This is a genomic window from Nocardioides sp. cx-169 (assembly GCF_021083605.1).
Classification (GTDB): Bacteria; Actinomycetota; Actinomycetes; order Propionibacteriales; family Nocardioidaceae; genus Nocardioides.
Genome location: NZ_JAJNRO010000004.1, coordinates 285705 through 302452 on the forward strand (window position 1 = coordinate 285705; position 16748 = coordinate 302452).

Annotated in this window: 16 protein-coding genes; 8 read left to right on the forward strand and 8 right to left on the reverse strand. The window is 72.1% G+C overall.

Annotated features, from left to right (window positions below; all coding sequences use genetic code 11):
- Positions 1-28 precede the first annotated feature (28 nt).
- From LRP67_RS07095 to LRP67_RS07110, 4 genes are read left to right on the forward strand one after another with little or no spacing between them, the layout of a single operon-like run.
- Positions 29-1672, forward strand: coding sequence for a GMC family oxidoreductase (locus LRP67_RS07095; RefSeq protein ID WP_231269481.1), 1644 nt, complete (start codon positions 29-31; stop codon positions 1670-1672).
- Between the two features lie 2 nt (positions 1673-1674).
- Complete coding sequence (locus tag LRP67_RS07100; RefSeq protein ID WP_231269482.1) at positions 1675-3234, forward strand: succinic semialdehyde dehydrogenase; 1560 nt, start codon at positions 1675-1677, stop codon at positions 3232-3234.
- A 54-nt stretch (positions 3235-3288) separates the two neighbouring features.
- Complete coding sequence (locus tag LRP67_RS07105; protein ID WP_231269483.1) at positions 3289-4866, forward strand: FMN-binding glutamate synthase family protein; 1578 nt, start codon at positions 3289-3291, stop codon at positions 4864-4866.
- Between the two features lies 1 nt (position 4867).
- Complete coding sequence (locus tag LRP67_RS07110; RefSeq protein WP_231270002.1) at positions 4868-5821, forward strand: aldo/keto reductase; 954 nt, start codon at positions 4868-4870, stop codon at positions 5819-5821.
- A 27-nt stretch (positions 5822-5848) separates the two neighbouring features.
- Here LRP67_RS07110 and LRP67_RS07115 read toward each other — a convergent pair whose 3' ends face one another.
- Both LRP67_RS07115 and LRP67_RS07120 read right to left on the reverse strand, forming a co-directional pair.
- Positions 5849-6625: a dioxygenase gene (locus LRP67_RS07115; RefSeq protein WP_231269484.1), complete on the reverse strand. Its 777-nt coding sequence runs from the start codon at positions 6623-6625 to the stop codon at positions 5849-5851.
- 28 nt (positions 6626-6653) lie between these two features.
- The gene (locus LRP67_RS07120; RefSeq protein WP_231269485.1) at positions 6654-7346 is read right to left on the reverse strand and encodes a uracil-DNA glycosylase; all 693 of its coding nucleotides are present in this window, start codon (positions 7344-7346) and stop codon (positions 6654-6656) included.
- 80 nt (positions 7347-7426) lie between these two features.
- Here LRP67_RS07120 and LRP67_RS07125 point away from each other — a divergent pair, with 80 nt between their 5' ends.
- Positions 7427-7708, forward strand: coding sequence for a GNAT family N-acetyltransferase (locus LRP67_RS07125; RefSeq protein WP_231269486.1), 282 nt, complete (start codon positions 7427-7429; stop codon positions 7706-7708).
- A gap of 59 nt (positions 7709-7767) precedes the next feature.
- On the opposite strand, the gene LRP67_RS07130 is transcribed toward LRP67_RS07125, so the two are convergent.
- From LRP67_RS07130 to LRP67_RS07155, 6 genes are all read right to left on the reverse strand, one after another.
- On the reverse strand, positions 7768-9204 hold the full coding sequence (locus tag LRP67_RS07130) for an aminotransferase class V-fold PLP-dependent enzyme (protein WP_231269487.1): 1437 nt from the start codon (positions 9202-9204) through the stop codon (positions 7768-7770).
- Positions 9201-10535 (reverse strand): MFS transporter, encoded by a 1335-nt coding sequence (locus LRP67_RS07135; protein ID WP_231269488.1) that lies wholly within the window; start codon positions 10533-10535, stop codon positions 9201-9203. Before LRP67_RS07135 ends, LRP67_RS07130 begins: the two co-directional genes overlap by 4 nt.
- A gap of 55 nt (positions 10536-10590) precedes the next feature.
- The gene (locus LRP67_RS07140; protein ID WP_231269489.1) at positions 10591-11745 is read right to left on the reverse strand and encodes an alpha/beta fold hydrolase; all 1155 of its coding nucleotides are present in this window, start codon (positions 11743-11745) and stop codon (positions 10591-10593) included.
- A 33-nt stretch (positions 11746-11778) separates the two neighbouring features.
- Positions 11779-12189: a GNAT family N-acetyltransferase gene (locus LRP67_RS07145; RefSeq protein ID WP_231269490.1), complete on the reverse strand. Its 411-nt coding sequence runs from the start codon at positions 12187-12189 to the stop codon at positions 11779-11781.
- Positions 12186-13613: a trehalose-6-phosphate synthase gene (locus LRP67_RS07150; protein ID WP_231269491.1), complete on the reverse strand. Its 1428-nt coding sequence runs from the start codon at positions 13611-13613 to the stop codon at positions 12186-12188. Before LRP67_RS07150 ends, LRP67_RS07145 begins: the two co-directional genes overlap by 4 nt.
- A 157-nt stretch (positions 13614-13770) precedes the next feature.
- A complete protein-coding gene (locus tag LRP67_RS07155; RefSeq protein WP_231269492.1) occupies positions 13771-14769 on the reverse strand; it encodes a Gfo/Idh/MocA family protein in 999 nt (332 codons plus the stop codon).
- A gap of 110 nt (positions 14770-14879) precedes the next feature.
- Here LRP67_RS07155 and LRP67_RS07160 point away from each other — a divergent pair, with 110 nt between their 5' ends.
- The 3 genes from LRP67_RS07160 (at position 14880) to otsB (ending at position 16640) form a co-directional block, all read left to right on the forward strand.
- A complete protein-coding gene (locus tag LRP67_RS07160) occupies positions 14880-15176 on the forward strand; it encodes a DUF3263 domain-containing protein (protein WP_231244193.1) in 297 nt (98 codons plus the stop codon).
- A gap of 2 nt (positions 15177-15178) precedes the next feature.
- The gene (locus LRP67_RS07165) at positions 15179-15676 is read left to right on the forward strand and encodes a LytR C-terminal domain-containing protein (RefSeq protein WP_231269493.1); all 498 of its coding nucleotides are present in this window, start codon (positions 15179-15181) and stop codon (positions 15674-15676) included.
- 118 nt (positions 15677-15794) lie between these two features.
- Entirely contained in the window at positions 15795-16640 is an 846-nt protein-coding gene (gene otsB, locus LRP67_RS07170) for a trehalose-phosphatase (protein WP_231269494.1), read from the forward strand.
- Positions 16641-16748 lie beyond the last annotated feature (108 nt).

Genomic DNA, 16748 nt, shown 5'->3' on the forward strand with positions numbered 1-16748 from the left:
ATCACTCGACCGACGCGAGGACCCACTGATGGCCAAGGCTGCCCCCTATCGCAACGAAGCCGACTACGTGGTGGTCGGCTCCGGCAGCTCCGGGGCTGCCATCGCCGGTCGCCTCGCCCAGTCCGGCGCCAGCGTGATCGTGCTCGAGGCCGGCAAGAGCGACGAGCAGTACCTCGTCAAGAAGCCCGGCATGATCGGGCCGATGCACTCGGTGCCGCAGATCAAGGCCCGCGTCGACTGGGGCTACTACTCCACGCCGCAGAAGCACCTCCTCGACCGCACGATGCCGGTGCCGCGCGGCAAGGTGGTCGGCGGCTCCAGCTCGATCAACGGCATGGTCTACGTCCGCGGCAACCGCGCCAACTACGACGCCTGGGCCGCCGAGGGCAACACCGGCTGGTCGGCCGACGAGGTCAACGACGCCTACCGGCGCCTGGAGGACTTCGAGGACGGCCCCAGCCGGTACCGCGGCGCCGGCGGGCCGATCAAGATCACCCGCAACAAGGCGCCCCAGGAGGGGACGCTGCAGTTCATCCAGGCCACCTCCGACGCCATCGGCGTGAAGATCCTCGACGACTACAACGCGGAGTCGCAGGAGGGCGTCAGTCGGATGCAGCAGAACGCCGCCCATGGTCTGCGCTACAGCGCCTCGCGCGGCTACCTCCACCACCTCGACGTGCCCTCGCTGCAGCTGCAGTCCGAGGTCCTGGTCACCAGGGTCGCCATCGAGGGCGGCCGCGCCACCGGCGTGGAGGTCACCGACAAGGACGGGTCGCGGCGCACGGTGCGTGCCGGCAAGGAGGTCATCCTCTCGGCCGGCTTCGTCGGCTCGGCGCAGCTGCTGATGCTCTCCGGCATCGGCCATGCGCAGCACCTCATCGACCACGGCATCGAGGTCGTCGCGGACCTCCCGGTCGGCGACAACCTGCACGACCACATGTTCCACGCGCTGACCTTCCACACGACCACGTCGAAGATGCGCGGCAATGCGTTCTTCTTCGCCAGGGGTGTGGCCCAGGAGGCGCTGCGTCCGGGCAGGACCTTCCTCGCCAACTCGGTCTTCGAGTCGGTCGCGTTCCTGCGGACGTCGCAGGCGACCGACGTACCCGACCTGCAGCTGCACCTGCTGCCCTGGTCCTATGTCTCGCCCAACCAGGACGAGCCGATCCAGCACAAGGTGGACCCGCGTACGTCGCTGACGCTGCTCGCCACGCTGATCTACCCCAAGAGCCGGGGCACGCTGCGCCTGGCCTCGGGCGACCCGACCGCGGCGCCGCTGATCGACTTCCAGTACCTCGCCGACGACGCCGACCTCGAGGTCCTCGCGGAGGGCTCGGAGATGGTGCGCGAGATCATGGGCGGCGCTGCGTTCGGTGGCGCGGTCAAGGAGGAGATCCACCCCGGCAAGGGGCTTCGCGGCTCCGAGCTGCGCCACGCGATCCTCAACCGGGCGACCTCGGTCTACCACGGCGTCGGCACCTGCCGGATGGGCGTCGACGAGCTGGCTGTGGTCGGCCCGGACCTCAGGGTCCGCGGCGTCGAGGGGCTGCGCGTGTGCGACGCCTCGATCATGCCGTCCATCACCGGCGGCAACACCAACGCGCCCGCGATCATGATCGGCGAGCGCGGCGCCGACCTCGTCCTCGGCAGCACCGGATCCCAGGGGGCATGAACATGACCCTGCAGCGCCCGGCGTCGGTCACCGACGCCTTCCTCCAGCGGCTCGTCTCCCGGGTCCCGTCCACCAGTGGCGGCACCTGGAAGCTCACCGAGGTCTACACCGGCGAGGTGCTCGTCGAGCTCCCGCAGTCGACCCCGGCCGACATCGAGGCGGCGTTCGCGACGGCGCGCTCCGCGCAGCGCGAGTGGGCGTCCTGGCCGCTCAAGAGGCGGCTCGCGGTCTTCGACCGCGCGCACCGGATCTTCCTCGACAACGCGGTCACGACCACCGACCTCATCCAGGTCGAGAGCGGCAAGAACCGGCGGATGGCGATCGAGGAGAGCTGCGACCCGCCGATGGTGATGAGCCACTACCTCAAGCGCGCTCCCCGGCTGCTCGCACCGGTCAAGCGCGGCGGCCCGGTCCCGTTCCTCACCACCTCGACCGAGATCCGCCAGCCCAAGGGCGTCGTGGGCGTCATCGCGCCGTGGAACTTCCCCTTCGCCACCGGCATGTCCGACGCGATCACCGCCCTCATGGCCGGCAACGGCGTGGTCCTCAAGCCCGACAACAAGACCGCGCTGTCGCCGCTCCACGGCATCGAGATGCTCGAGGAGGCGGGGCTCCCCCAGGGGCTGTTCCAGGTGGTGTGCGGAGAGGGAGTGGACGTCGGGCCCACGCTGATCGACCACGCCAACTACGTGATGTTCACCGGCTCCACCGCCACCGGGCGGGTGATCGGCGAGCGGGCCGGCCGCAACCTCATCGGCTGCTGCCTCGAGCTCGGGGGCAAGAACCCGATGATCGTCCTCGACGACGCCGACCTGGAGGAGACCGTCCAGGGCGCCGTCTTCGGGGCCTTCGGCAACACCGGCCAGATCTGCATGCACATCGAGCGGATCTACCTGCCCGAGGCGCACTACGACGAGTTCAAGGCGCGGTTCGCCGCCGCGGCGCAGTCGCTGTCGGTGGGGGCGTCGTACGACTTCGAGCCCGAGATGGGCTCGCTGGTCTCGCCCGAGCACAAGGAGCGGGTCCAGGCGCACGTGACGGACGCGCTCGCCAAGGGGGCCACCCTGGTGACCGGGGGTCGGGCGCGCCCCGACCTCGGGCCGGCGTTCTTCGAGCCGACGATCCTCGAGGGCGTCACCCAGGACATGCTGGCCGGCTCCACCGAGACCTTCGGCCCGGTCGTGGCCCTGCACCGCTACCGCACGGTCGATGAGGCCGTCGAGCTAGCCAACGACACCGAGTACGGCCTCAACGCCTCGGTGTGGGGCGGTGACCTGAGGCGGGCCGAGTCCGTCGCCCGGCGCATCGAGTCGGGCAACGTCAACATCAACGACATCCTCGCCACGGCGTTCGCGTCGAAGGGGACGCCGTCGGGGGGCGTCAAGCAGTCCGGCGTCGGTGCCCGCCACGGCGACCAGGGCCTGACCAAGTACACCGACGTGCAGAACCTGGCGGTGCTCAAGAAGCAGGTCATGGGCGCGCGCCCCGGCCAGGACTACGACGAGTACGTGAAGGGGATGCTGTCCGGGCTCCGGATGATGCGCAGGACCCGCATCCGCTGACCTGCTGGCCTCCTGCCCTGTCGGTCGGGCGGGTTTGCGGGTACCTCTAGGGGTATGAAGCTCACTCGGGCGGCCGCGCTGGGCGCCGCCGCGCTCGGCGCCGTGGCCGCACACGACCTGACCCAGCGCAAGCATGCGATCCTGCGCACCTTCCCGGTGATCGGGCACCTGCGCTTCCAGCTGGAGCGGTTCGGCCCCGAGCTGCGCCAGTACATCGTCACGTCGAACGACGAGGAGCGGCCCTTCAGCCGTGACCAGCGGCGCTGGGTCTACGCCTCCTCGAAGCTGGAGAACGCCTACTTCGGCTTCGGCACCGACAACGACGTCGAGAACGTCGTGGGTTACCCGATCATCAAGCACCGCACGTTCACCGGGCCCGGCGCCGCCACCGGGCGGCACGCCGAGGAAGGCGTCCGGGTGCCCGCCGCCAAGATCCTCGGCGCGGCCCGCGGCCGCGCTCTGGCCTTCCGCCCGGGGTCGGTCGTCAACATCTCGGGGATGAGCTTCGGCTCGCTCTCGGCCAACGCGATCGAGGCGCTCAACCGGGGCGCCGAGCTGGCCGGCTGCCTGCAGAACACCGGCGAGGGCGGGCTCTCGCCCTACCACCGCAACGGCGGCGAGCTGGTCTTCCAGATCGGCACGTCGTACTTCGGGTGCCGCGACGATGACGGGCGCTTCGACCTGGCGCGGCTCAAGGACCTGGTGGCCGGGGCGCCCGTCCGCGCGATCGAGATCAAGCTGTCGCAGGGCGCCAAGCCGGGCCTGGGCGGCATGCTGCCGGCAGCCAAGGTGAGCGACGAGATCGCGGAGATCCGCGGGATCAAGGCCGGCGTGGACTGCGCCTCGCCGAGCCGGCACCAGGTCTTCCACGACGTCGACTCGATGCTCGACTTCGTCGAGCTCGTCGCCACCGAGACCGGGCTGCCGGTGGGGATCAAGTCGGCGGTCGGCAACCTCGACTTCTGGGACCGCCTCGTCGAGGAGATGGTCGGCGGCCAGCGGGGCGTCGACTTCGTCAACATCGACGGCGGCGAGGGCGGCACCGGCGCGGCGCCGATGGTGTTCGCGGACTCGGTGGCCTACCCCTTCCGGGTCGCGTTCAGCGAGGTCTACCGGCGCTTCGCCGCGGCCGGCCTGACCGACGACGTCACGTTCATCGGCGGCGGCAAGCTGGGCCTGCCGGAGAACGCGACGGTGGCGTTCGCGCTCGGTGCCGACCTGGTCCAGGTGGGGCGCGAGGCGATGCTGGCGATCGGCTGCATCCAGGCCCAGAAGTGCCACACCGACCACTGTCCCACCGGCGTCGCGACCCAGAACTCCTGGCTGCAACGCGGCCTCGACCCGACCCTGAAGGGGGTGCGGACGGCCAACTACCTCACCTCGCTGCGCCGGGACCTGATCAAGGTCAGCGAGGCCGTCGGCGTCGTCCACCCGGCCCTCATCGGGCCCGACGACGTCGACCTCCTCGACGGCACCCGCTCTCGGATCTCGCTGCGCGAGCTCTACGGCTACGGGCCGGGGTGGGGCGAGCTGGGGCCGCGCCTGCAGGAGGACGTGCGCACGCTGATGGCGGTGCCCGGCTCGGAGTCGCGCCCGACCGGCGACGTCTCCGTAGGCTCGGGCCGTGAGTGAGATGGAGTACCGGCCCCTGGGCGACTCCGGGCTGATGGTGAGTGCGGTCGGCATCGGCTGCAACGCCTTCAGCAGGCGCGTCGAGCTGGCCGGCGTACGCGACATCCTGGCCGCCGCCCGCGACACCGGGATCACGCTGCTCGACACCGCCGACACCTACGGCGACCCGCCGGGGGGCAGCGAGTCGCTGCTCGGGGAGGCGCTCACCGGGCAGCGGGACCACTTCGTCGTGGCCACCAAGTTCGGCATGGACATGCGCGGCGAGTACGGGGAGGACCACGGTGCTCGCGCGTCGCGTCGCTACGTGCGGCGCGCGGTCGAGGGCTCGCTGCGGCGGCTGCGGGTCGATCACATCGACCTCTACCAGCTGCACGTCCCCGACGAGGTCACGCCGATCGAGGAGACGCTGACGGTCCTCACCGACCTGGTCCACGAGGGCAAGATCGGCTACCTCGGGTGCTCCAACCTCGACGCCTGGCAGGTCGCCGACGCGGACTGGACGTCCCGCTCCGCCGGGCTGGAGCGCTTCGTCTCCGTGCAGAACCGCTACTCGCTGCTCGACCGGAGCATCGAGGACGAGGTGGTCCCGGCCTGCGAGCACTTCGGCCTCGGGATCCTGCCGTTCTTCCCGCTGGAGTACGGGTTGCTGACCGGCAAGTACCGCCGCGGCCAGGCCGCCCCCGCCGGCTCCCGGGCTGACCTCGACCCCGCCCGCGCACAGTGGCTCGCCCAGGCCGACTGGGACCGGATCGAGGCCGTGACCGCCTACGCGGAGGCTCGTGACCTGTCGATGCTCGACGTGGCCATCGCGGGCCTCGCCGCCCAGCCCGCCGTCTCCTCGGTCATCGCCGGCGCCACCTCCGGCGACCAGGTCCGCCTCAACGCCGCCGCGTTGCGCTGGGTGCCGTCCGAGGCGGATCTGGTCGAGCTGGACGAGGCGACCGGGGTGGGGTGAGGACCGGGCCGGTCCCGGACTGGGGCGTCACGCCACCTGGAGGGAGCGCTTGGACAGTCCCATCCAGAAGCCGTCGATGACCTGGATGCCCGGATCGTCGGCGGTGGTGGCGGCGCCCAGGGTGACGAACAGCGGCGTGTAGTGCTCGACGGTGGGGTGGGCGTACGGCATGCCGGGCGCCTCGGCGCGGTAGTTGGCCAGGGCGTCCACGTCGCCGCGGGCCAGCGCCTCGCCGGCCCAGGCGTCGAAGTCCTGTGACCAGGCGGGGGCCGGCGCCTCGATGCGGAACTCCGTGAGGAAGGGCAGGCCGTGGGTGAGGAAGCCGCTGCCGATGATCAGCACGCCCTCGTCGCGCAGCGGGCGCAGGCGCTCGCCCAGCGCCAGGAGCCGCGTCGGGTCCTGGGTCGGCAGCGACATCTGCAGGACCGGGATGTCGGCTTCCGGGTACATGATCCGCAGCGGCACCCACGCGCCGTGGTCGAGCCCGCGTGAGGCGTGTTGGTGGACGGGCTCGCGGGCCGGCATCATCGCGGCGACGCGCTGCGCGAGCGCGGTGGCGTCGGGGGTCTGATACGTCATCCGGTAGTACTTCGCGTCGAAGCCGCCGAAGTCGTAGACGAGCGGCGCCCCGTTGGCGCTGAGGCTGACCGGCGCCGACTCCCAGTGCGCGCTGACGATCAGGATCGCCTGGGGGCGCGGGAGGTCGCGCGCCAGCGCGGCCAGCTCACCGGACCAGATCGGGTCGTCCAGGAGCGGGGGTGCTCCGTGGCCGAGGTAGAGGGCCGGCATGCGGGAGTCGTTCATGCCCACCTCAATGGTTGACGTTTCAACTTTATTCCTGGGGGAGGTCCCAGTCCAGCGCCTCGCCGCCCTGGTCGCTCAGCAGCCGGTTGACCCTGCTGAAGGGTCGGGAGCCGAAGAACCCCCGGCTGGCCGAGAGCGGCGACGGGTGCACCGACTCCACCCACGGCACCGGCGCCAGCAACGGCTTGAGGGACTGCGCGTCGCGTCCCCACAAGATCGCCGCGCACGGACCGCCACGACGCGACAGCGCACGGATGGCGCACTCGGTGATCTCCTCCCAGCCGCGGCCGCGGTGGGCGGCGGACTCGCCTGGCCGGACCGTGAGGACGCGGTTGAGGAGCATGACGCCCCGGTCCGCCCAGGCGGTGAGGTCGCCGTGCGCCGGTGCGGTGACCCCGACGTCGGTAGCCAGCTCGCGGTAGATGTTGGCGAGGCTGCGCGGCACGGGCCGCACGTGCGCGTCGACCGCGAAGCTGAGCCCGATCGGGTGGCCCGGCGTGGGGTAGGGATCCTGGCCGACGACGAGGACGCGTACGTCGGCGAGCGGGCGCTGGAACGCGCGGAAGACGTGGTCGCCGGCCGGGAGGTAGCCCCGTCCTGCCGCGACCTCCTCGCGCAGGAAGGCGCCCATCCGGGCGATCCGGTCGTCGACCGGGGCCAGCGCCTCGGCCCAGTCCGGGGCCATGAGGCCCTTGTCCACGAGGCTCTCGAGCGCACTCATGCGGCCTATTGTGGACGACGCCTCAGCGCCGCGGCGAAAGGTCGCCCTCCCGCTGGGTGATCCGTCGTAGGTTGGGGGCCATGGCTGCCACCCAGGTCACCGACAACGCCGAGCACCACCGTTTCGAGATCACCTACGACGGCGCGCTCGCCGGCTTCGCGGAGTACGAGCTCACCGACGGCGGCATCGACCTCACCCACACCGTGGTGCGCGACGAGTTCGAGGGCAAGGGCATCGGCGGCAACCTGGTCAAGCACGCCCTCGACGAGGCCCGCGACCGTGGCCTGCGCGTGACCCCGACCTGTGCGTTCGTGAAGAGCTACATCGAGCGCCACCCGGAGTACGGCGACCTGGTGGCCTGAGGGTTTCGAGACGGGACTTCGTCCCTCCTCAACCACCGGGGGAGGGACTACGTCCCTCGTCACCCTGCGGAGGGACGCGACAGGCGGTCGAGGAAGGCCAGCAGGACGGCCTCGCGCAGGGCAGGGGAGGCGAGGTCGAGGAGGGCGTTGATGTCGGCCCTTCGCGCGGGCAGCGCGAGCCCCTCCTCGCCACCACCGTCCAGCAGCCCCGCGGCGGCGAGCAGGCCGTCGAAGTCCTCCTCCGTGATCGAGGCCGGGTCCAGGGTGGCGACGTACGCCGCCACTGCGGGGTCCACCTGCACCGGACCGGCGGCCACGGCGACGCGCACCGACTCCGCCAGCGAGGCGAGGAGGTCGTCGACGTGCGCGAGGGTGGCGGCGCTGACGGAGAGATGCAGGTTGGCGGGGACGTCACCGTAGGTGAGCTGGGGCTGGACGTACCAGTCGCGCTCGCCCATCTCGTCGCAGATCGTGAACGGGTCGCAGGTCTCGTCGGTCGCGATCGCGACGAGTGTCGAGTCCGGCCGCGAGAGCAGCCGCAGCCCCTGGATCTCCGCCACCCCGGCGGCGATCCGGTCGGTGGCCTCCAGGACGTCGCGGGCGAGCGTGTCGTAGCCCTCGTCCCCGAGCATCTGCACGACCGCCCAGGCGCCCGCCGTCGGCCCGCCGGAGCGCGTCGACTGCATCGTGGAGTTGAGCATCGTGTAGCCGGGCCACGCAGCGGAGGCGAAGAACTGCGGGCGCCGCAGCGCCGGCGTGGCGTGCAGCAGGAGCGAGACGCCCTTGGGCGCGTAGCCGTACTTGTGCAGGTCGACCGAGATCGAGGTGACGCCCGGGACGGCGAAGGTCCACGCGGGCACGTCGCGGCCGAGGCGACCGGCGTACGGCAGCACCCACCCGCCGATGCAGGCGTCGACGTGGAGGCGCACCCCGCGGGCTGCCGCGGCGGCGGCGATCTCGGTGACGGGGTCCACCACCCCGTGTGCGTACGACGGGGCGCTGGCGACCACCAGCACGGTGGTGTCGTCGATGGCGGCCGTCATGGCCGCCGCGTCGGCGCGCAGGTCCGGACCGCAGGGGACAACGACGGCGCGCACGCCGAAGTAGTGCGCGGCCTTGTGGAACGCGGCGTGCGCGGAGCTCGGCAGCACCATCGACGGCGCGGCCACGTCCGGGCGCGCGTCCCGGGCGGTCTGCACCGCCAGCAGCACCGACTCGGTGCCGCCGGAGGTCACCGATCCCACGACGGTGTCAGGGGCGTCGAGGATCCCGGCGGCGAACGCGACCAGGTCGTTCTCCATCTGCAGCAGGCTGGGGAAGGCCGTCGGGTCGAGACCGTTGGCCCCGGCGAACGCGGCCACCGCGTCGCGCCCGAGCTGGTCCACCTCGGCCAGCCCGGAGTCGTAGACGTAGGCCAGCGTGCGGCCCCCGTGGACCGGCACGTCGCCGCGCCGCAGCACGTCGAGCCGGGCCAGGATGTCGCGGGAGCGGGTCATGCGTCGACCTCCGAGGCGTCGAGGGAGTAGCGACTCAGCCACCAGAGGCTGAGCAGCGTGAGGGCGGCGGGCAGCAGGGAGAAGCCCAGCACGATGGCCGTGAGCGCGGAGTCCGGCTGCACGGCATCGCCGTCGGTGCTCGAGCGGTAGTCGCCCAGCGCCAGCACCAGCGCGAAGACGCCGGGGCCCAGCGCGAGCCCGAGCGTCTCGCCCGCGGTCCAGACGCCGGTGTAGACGCCGGCCCGGTTGCTGCCGGTGCGACGGGCGTCGACGGCCGCTGCGTCGGGCAGCATCGCCATCGGGAACACCTGGCAGCCGGCGTACCCGACGCCGACCAGTCCCGTCGCGAGGAACACGACCGCGGCCGGAGCCGACTGCGCCACCACGGCCAGTGCGGCCCCCGCGGCGAGGATCAGCGAGGAGTAGACGTAACCGCGCTTCTTGCCGATCCGAGCCCCGATCGCCGACCACGCCGGGGTCAGCAGCAGTGCCGGCCCGACGAAACAGACGAACAGGAGCGTCGCCGCGCCCTTGCTGTCCAGCACGTCCTCGGCGAGGTAGGCCACGCCGGCGAGCATGCAGCCGGTGGCCAGCGCCTGGATCACGAACGTCGTCAGCAGGTTTCGGAAGTCGCGGGCGGTCGCCACGATCCGCAGCTGGTCGCGCAGCGACCCGGGACCGGCTTCCACCGCGCCGACGGGCGCCTCGCGGGTCCCTCGGTAGGCGCCGATGACGCCGGCGGCGATGATCAGCGCCATCACCAACCCCATCACGCGGTAGCCGTCACGCCCACCGACCGCGTCCCGGATCGCCGGAGCGGTTGCGCCGGCGATCATGATCGTCAACGCCAGGATCGCCACGCGCCAGGTCATCAGCCGGGTGCGCTCGTCGTAGGACGTCGTCAGCTCGGCCGGCATCGCGACGTAGGGCACCTGGAAGAAGGCGTACGCCGTCGCGCAGGCCAGGAAGGCGACCAGCACCCAGGCCGCCTCGGCGACCTTGGACCCCAGCTCGGGTGCGGCGAAGATCAGCGCGAACGCGACCGAGAGCGTCAGCCCGGCGCGCAGCAACCAGGGGCGGCGCGGCCCGCGGTGGTCGACGGTGCGGTCGCTGATGCGTCCCGCGATCGGGTTGAGCACGACGTCCCACGCCTTCGGCAGGAAGACGATGACGCTCGCCACGAGGGCCGCGATGCCGAGGCTGTCGGTGAGGTAGGGCAGCAACATCAGCCCGGGCACGGTGCCGAAGGCGCCAGTGGCCACCGACCCCGAGCCGTAGCCGATCCGGACTGCGCGAGGCAGTGCGGCGGTGCTCGCCACGGGTGCGGACATGCCCGCACCCTAAGGCGTATTCACCGCCCCCGCCGTCAGCTCTGCGAGGCCGCCGTCAGGTCGAGAGCGCCCGAGAGGACTGGGAGCCGTGCCGGCGCCGGCGGCGGGTGCCGATCGTGGCCGCCTCCGCGGGCACCGTGGGCGGCAGCTCGCTCGACCACTGGGTGAGCCAGTCATCGAGCGTCGGCCAGGTCCCCGAGCGGGCCTCGCGGCCCGTGAGCATGCCGAGGTGGCCGCCCGGCGCGATCTCGAACCGGACCTCGGGCGAGCTCTCGAGCAGGGGCTCGACGGCCCGGACGGCGGGCAGCGGGGCGATGCCGTCGGTCGCGCCCGCGAAGACCAGCACCGGTCGGTCGACGCCGGCCAGGGAGATGGTGCGCTCGCCGAGCTCGATCGAGCCGCTGGCGAGCGCGTTGCCCCGGATGAAGCGGTGGAAGAGCTGACCGTAGGCACGACCGGAGTAGGCCCGCATGCCTGCGGTGAAGCGGTCCACCGCCTCGACCTGGGCGAGGAACTCGGTGTCGTCGAGGCGGGTCCCGACCGCGACCGGCTTGGCGAGGAGCCGCTGGACGGCCGTGTGTCCGGACGCCCATCGCACCAGGGGGAGGGAGGCGAGCACCTGGGCGCCGCGCGCGGTCAGCCCCGAGCCTTGGGTCGGGTCGAGCAGCGGGCGCGCCGGCGCCACGAGCGGCACCTGGTCGAGGTCCACCGCCGCGCCCAGCACGGCCAGCGACGCCAGCGGGAGCTCCGGCCCGTCGGCGGCGGTGAGCAGCGCGAGGATGCCCCCGAGGCTCCAGCCGACCAGGTGGACCGGCCGGCCCCCGGCGTGCGCGGAGACCTCGCGGACCGCCGCCGGGAGCACGTCGCTGACCCACGGGTCGAGGTCGAGGTCTCGGTCCTCGAACCGCACCTCGCCGTACTCCACCTGGTACGTCGGGTGGCCGCCCGACACCAGACGCTCGGCGAGGGAGCAGCCGCGTCGCAGGTCGTAGCACAGCCCCGGCGCCCCGGGCGGCGTCACCAGCAGCACGGGGTCGCCGTGCTCGACGACCGTGGTCTCCGGCCGGTAGTGGTAGAGCTGCCGCAGCGGACCCTCGTCGATCAGCGTGCGCGGCGTCCCGCGCAGGTCGGCCACGCCGCCGCGCAGCACGACTCGTGCGACGTTGCCCGCCGCGGCGACGACCTGACCGGGCCTCGGGATCAGATCCATGTGCAGAACCTACCCCTGAGCCCCGACCGGGGCTCAGGGCTCGTAGGTGCGCAGGAGCCAGCGATGCTGGTCGGGGAGGGGCGCGAAGCCGACGGCGGCATAGAGCGCGTGCGCATCCTCGGTGGCGAGCATCGCCCGGCGTACGCCGAGGCCGCGCAGCGTGGCGTCGATCGCGGCCACGAGCGCCTTGCCGACGCCGTGGCCGCGCGCCGCGCGGTCGACGTAGACGTCGCAGACCCACGCGAACGTCGCGCGGTCGGTGACGACCCGGGCGTAGCCCACCTGGCGCCCGTCGTCGTAGGCGCCGAAGCTGAGCGAGCCCTCGATCGCGCGCTCGACGACCTCGCGCGAGCGGCCGAGGGCCCAGTAGGCGTCCTCGGACAGCCAGCGGTGGATCAGGCCGACGTCGAGCCGAGCGGGGTCGGTCGAGACCTCGAGCGTCACGAGCGCTTGGCGGGCCGGACCGGCTTGGCGTGCGTGTTGTCGACGTCGGCGAGCTCGGTCATGAAGCTGTCGGCCCACGCCGCCACGTCGTGCTGGCGGATGGTCCTGCGCATCGCGCGCATCCGCCTGGTCAGCCCCTTCTCGTCGGCGCCGTAGGCCTCGAGCATGGAGGACTTCATCGCGTTGATGTCGTAGGGGTTGACCAGCCAGGCCTGGCGCAGCTCGTCGGCGGCGCCCGCGAACTCCGACAGGACCAGTGCTCCGTCGTCCTCGAACCGGCAGGCGACGTACTCCTTGGCGACGAGGTTCATGCCGTCGCGGTAGGGCGTGACGACCATGATGTCGGCGGCGCGGTAGAGCGCGGCCATCTCCTCACGCGGGTAGGAGGAGTGCAGGTAGCTGATGGCGGGACGGCCGATGCGGCCCAGGTCGCCGTTGATGCGCCCGACCAGGCGGTCGATCTCGTCGCGCAGGATCTTGTACTGCTCGACCTGCTCGCGCGAGGGCACGGCCACCTGGACGAACACCGCGTCCTCGACGTCGAAGTGGCCGTCCTTGATGAGCTCGCTGAACGCGCGCAGGCGGGCGTAGATGCCCTTGGTGTAGTCGAGGCGGTCGATGCCCAGGAAGATCCGGCGTGGGTTGCCGAGGGCCTCGCGGATCGCCTTCGCCCGCTCGGCGACCGAGTCGCTCTGGGCGAGCTCCTCGAAGCCGCGGGCGTCGATGGAGATCGGGAACGCCGCGGCGCGCACCGTGCGGCCGTCGGGCAGGTAGACCAGGTCGCGGTGGGTCTTGTGGCCCACGCGCTGGCGTACCAGGCGCACGAAGTTGCCCGCGCCGCCCGGCAGCTGGAAGCCGACCAGGTCCGCGCCGAGCAGGCCCTCCAGGATCTGGCGGCGCCAGGGCAGCTGCTGGAACAGCTCGGCCGGCGGGAAGGGGATGTGCAGGTAGAAGCCGATGCGCAGGTCGGGGCGCAGCTCGCGCAGCATCTGCGGGACCAGCTGCAGCTGGTAGTCGTGGACCCAGACCGTCGCGCCCTTGTTGGCCAGCGCGGCCGCCTTCTCCGCGAAGCGCCGGTTGACCGCCACATAGGCGTCCCACCACTCCCGGTGGAATTCCGGCTTGGCGACCAGGTCGTGGTAGAGCGGCCAGATCGTGGCGTTGGAGAAGCCCTCGTAGAAGAGCTCGATCTCCTTGGCCGTCATGGTCATCGGCACCAGGTGCATGCCCTCGAACTCGAACGGCTCCAGCTCGGTCTCCGTGCCACCGGGCCAGCCGATCCAGGTGCCGTCGTTGGCCCGCATCACCGGCTCGATCGCGGTCACCAGGCCGCCGGGGGAGCCACGCCACCCCGGCGTCCCGTCACTCTGCTCCACCCGGTCGACGGGGAGCCGGTTGGCGACGATCACGAGGTCCGCGGGCACGGGCCCAACCCTATGCGCTGTCCGGCTGGTCCGGCACGGGTGTCGGGGCGGTCGGGCCGTACTCCAGCAGCGCCTCTGGGCATTTTCAGGCGCTTCTGGGGCGTTGTTCTGGCCCAGAAGGTCAGGTTTATCAGCAGATGCTGATAAACCTGCCCGCTCAGTCGGACGCGTACCGCACGCCCACCTGACGACGTAGGTCGTCCATCTGCCGCATCAGGAGCAGGGTGCGGTCGAGGGGGACGAGGGGGCTCTCGCGCAGGCCCGCCTGGACGCACCGGCCGACCTCGGCGATCTCGTTGCCGTAGCCCTCGCCGATCACCGGCTCGCCGGCCTCGATGCGCTCGGGCTCGCCGCCGACCGGCGTCCAGACGGCGTACCGAGGGTGGTGGAACTCCGGTGGGACCTCCAGCCGGCCCTCGTCCGTGGCGACCGAGGCCGCCCGCGACGACCACGACGTGAGCGAGGCGCACATGGTCGCGAGCGCCCCGCCGGCGTACCGGCCGGTGATGGCGACGTCGAGGTCGACCCCGGACCCCGAGGGGCCCGAGAGCGTGGCCGTCGCCGTCAGCTCCTCGGCGGGGCCGAGCATGAGATGGGCGAAGGTGAGCGGGTAGATGCCCATGTCGAGCAGGGCGCCGCCGCCGAGGTCAGGGTTGAGTAGGCGGTGCTCGGGGCTCTCGTCGACGCGGAACCCGAGCTCGGCGTGGGCCTGGCGGGGGGTGCCGAAGCGCCCGGCGCGCATGTCGTCGCCCAGACGGCGGATGACCGGGTTGCAGGCCATCCACATGGCCTCCATCAGGAACCGGTCGTGCTCGCGCGCCAGCCGCACCATCTCCGCCGCCTCGGCGATGTTGAGGGTCAGCGGCTTCTCGCACAGGACGTGCTTGCCGGCCGCGAAGGCCAGCCGCGCGCACTCGAGGTGCAGGGCGTGCGGGGTCGCCACGTAGACGACGTCGACGGCCGGGTCGGCCACCAGCTCCTCGTAGGATCCGTACGCCGCCGGCACGCCGTACTGTTGCGCGAACGCCTGCGCCGACTCCGACCGCCGCGAGCCCACGGCGACCAGCTCGTTGTCCGGGGTGAGGGCCAGATCGGCTGCCAGCTTGTGGGCGATCTTGCCGGTCGCGAGGATGCCCCAGCGCGTCGTCCGTGCCATGCGCCGACCCTAGGGGACAGCCGCTTGCGCGAGGCGAATGACATCGTTGTGGTTCGTCGCCTACAGTGGTGCCCGACGAGCACCGCACACACCGCACCGGGAGACAGCGCATGGACGCCGCGAACGCCCTCGACGGCCAGCAGGCCGGGGCCACGCCGACCCTGAGCGACCGCGACCGCGAGATCCTCGAGTTCGAGCGGCAGTGGTGGAAGTTCGCCGGCGCCAAGGAGACAGCCGTACGCGAGAAGTTCGACATGAGCTCCACGCGCTACTACCAGGTGCTCAACGCGCTCATCGACCGTCCCGAGGCCCTCGAGGCCGACCCGCTCCTCGTACGGCGTCTGCGCCGACTGCGCTCGCAGCGCCAGCGCCAGCGCTCCGCCCGCCGCCTCGGCTTCGAGGTCTGACCGTGCGTGCCCGTCGCCGCGACGAGCGCGGGGTGGTCTTCCCGTCGCCGGTGGTGATGCTCAGCATCCTCGCCGTGGCCATGGCGGCCGTCGCCTTCCTCGCCACCCGCGGCGCCGAGCCCACCGAGCGGGAGGTCGTCGCCTCCTCGGGGGAGCCGTCGGTCTCACCCACGCCCAGCGCGCAGCCCACCCCCAAGCCGAAGTCCAAGCCCAAGCCGGTCGTCGAGCGGGGCAAGACCTACGTCGAGGTCTACAACAACTCCGGCATCACCGGCCTCGCCGGCCAGGTCGGGAGCCGCGCCACCGACGCCGGATGGCAGGTCGTCGGCACCGACAACTGGGTCGGCTCGGTCAACGGCAACACCGTCTTCTACCCCCAGCGGCTCAAGGCGGCCGCCGAGCTGCTGGCCCTGGACCTCGGCATCGGGCGCACGGCCCTCGCCGTCGACCCGATGCGACTCGACCGGCTCACGGTCATCCTGACCGGCGAGCTGCGCTAGCTCGGGCGACCGGCCGCGTCGAGGAACCTCTCGAGCCGGCCGGGCCGACGCCGGCCTCGGGGTCGCAGTAAGCAGGACTCCTGCTCACCCCAGGTGGGGGGCATGGTTGGGTTGAGGCGTGGAGTTCACCTCGACTACCGGCGAGCAGAAGTACGCCGCCCTCGTGCGGGCCGCGGCCGAGACCATCGTCGGGCTCGACTTCGACGGCACCCTGTCGCCGATCGTCGAGGACCCCTCGCAGGCGCACATCCACCCAGATGCCCCCCAGGTGCTGCTCGACCTGGCCCTGCAGGTGGCCGCGGTCGCCGTGATCACCGGTCGCCCGGCGCGACAGGCGCTCGACCTGGGTGGCTTGGAGGAGGTCGGCAACGCGATCGGCGACGCCGGCAAGGAGCTGTACCTGTTCGGGCAGTACGGCAACGAGCGCTGGAGCTCCACCAACCGGCGCGTCATCGGCCCCCGCCCGCCCGCCGGCCTGGCGAGCTTCGAACGCGAGCTGCCCCGTGTGCTGCGCCGCGCTGAGGCGGCCGACGCGCACCTCGAGGACAAGGTCCTCTCGGTGGCCGTCCACACCCGCCGACTGCCCGACCCCGAGGCCGCATTTCGCCGGCTGCTACCCGAGATCCAGGAACTGGCCGCGCGCCACGACCTGGTGGTCGAGCCGGGCCGCCAGGTGATCGAGGTCCGCTCCGACGGCATCCACAAGGGCGTGGTCGTCGAGCGGCTGGTCGAGGAGCTCGGCGCGGGCGGCTTCCTCTTCGCCGGCGACGACCTCGGCGACGTCGAGGCCTTCGAGGCGGTCGCCACCCTCGACAAGCAGGGCCTGGCCACGCTCCTCGTCTGCTCCGCCTCCGACGAGGAGAACCGCCTCATGGACCTCGCCGACGTCGTCGTCCACGGCCCTGAGGGCGTCATGGAGCTGCTGCGCCAGCTCGCCGACGACGCGGCGGCGCTGCGGGCGTAGCGGGCGTAGCGGGTGGGAGATTCACCGGGCGCCCGGTGAATCTTGTGACTGCTGGGTCGATGGGCGCGTACGGACATCGCGCAGGCCCCTGCGTCATCGTCGGGCACC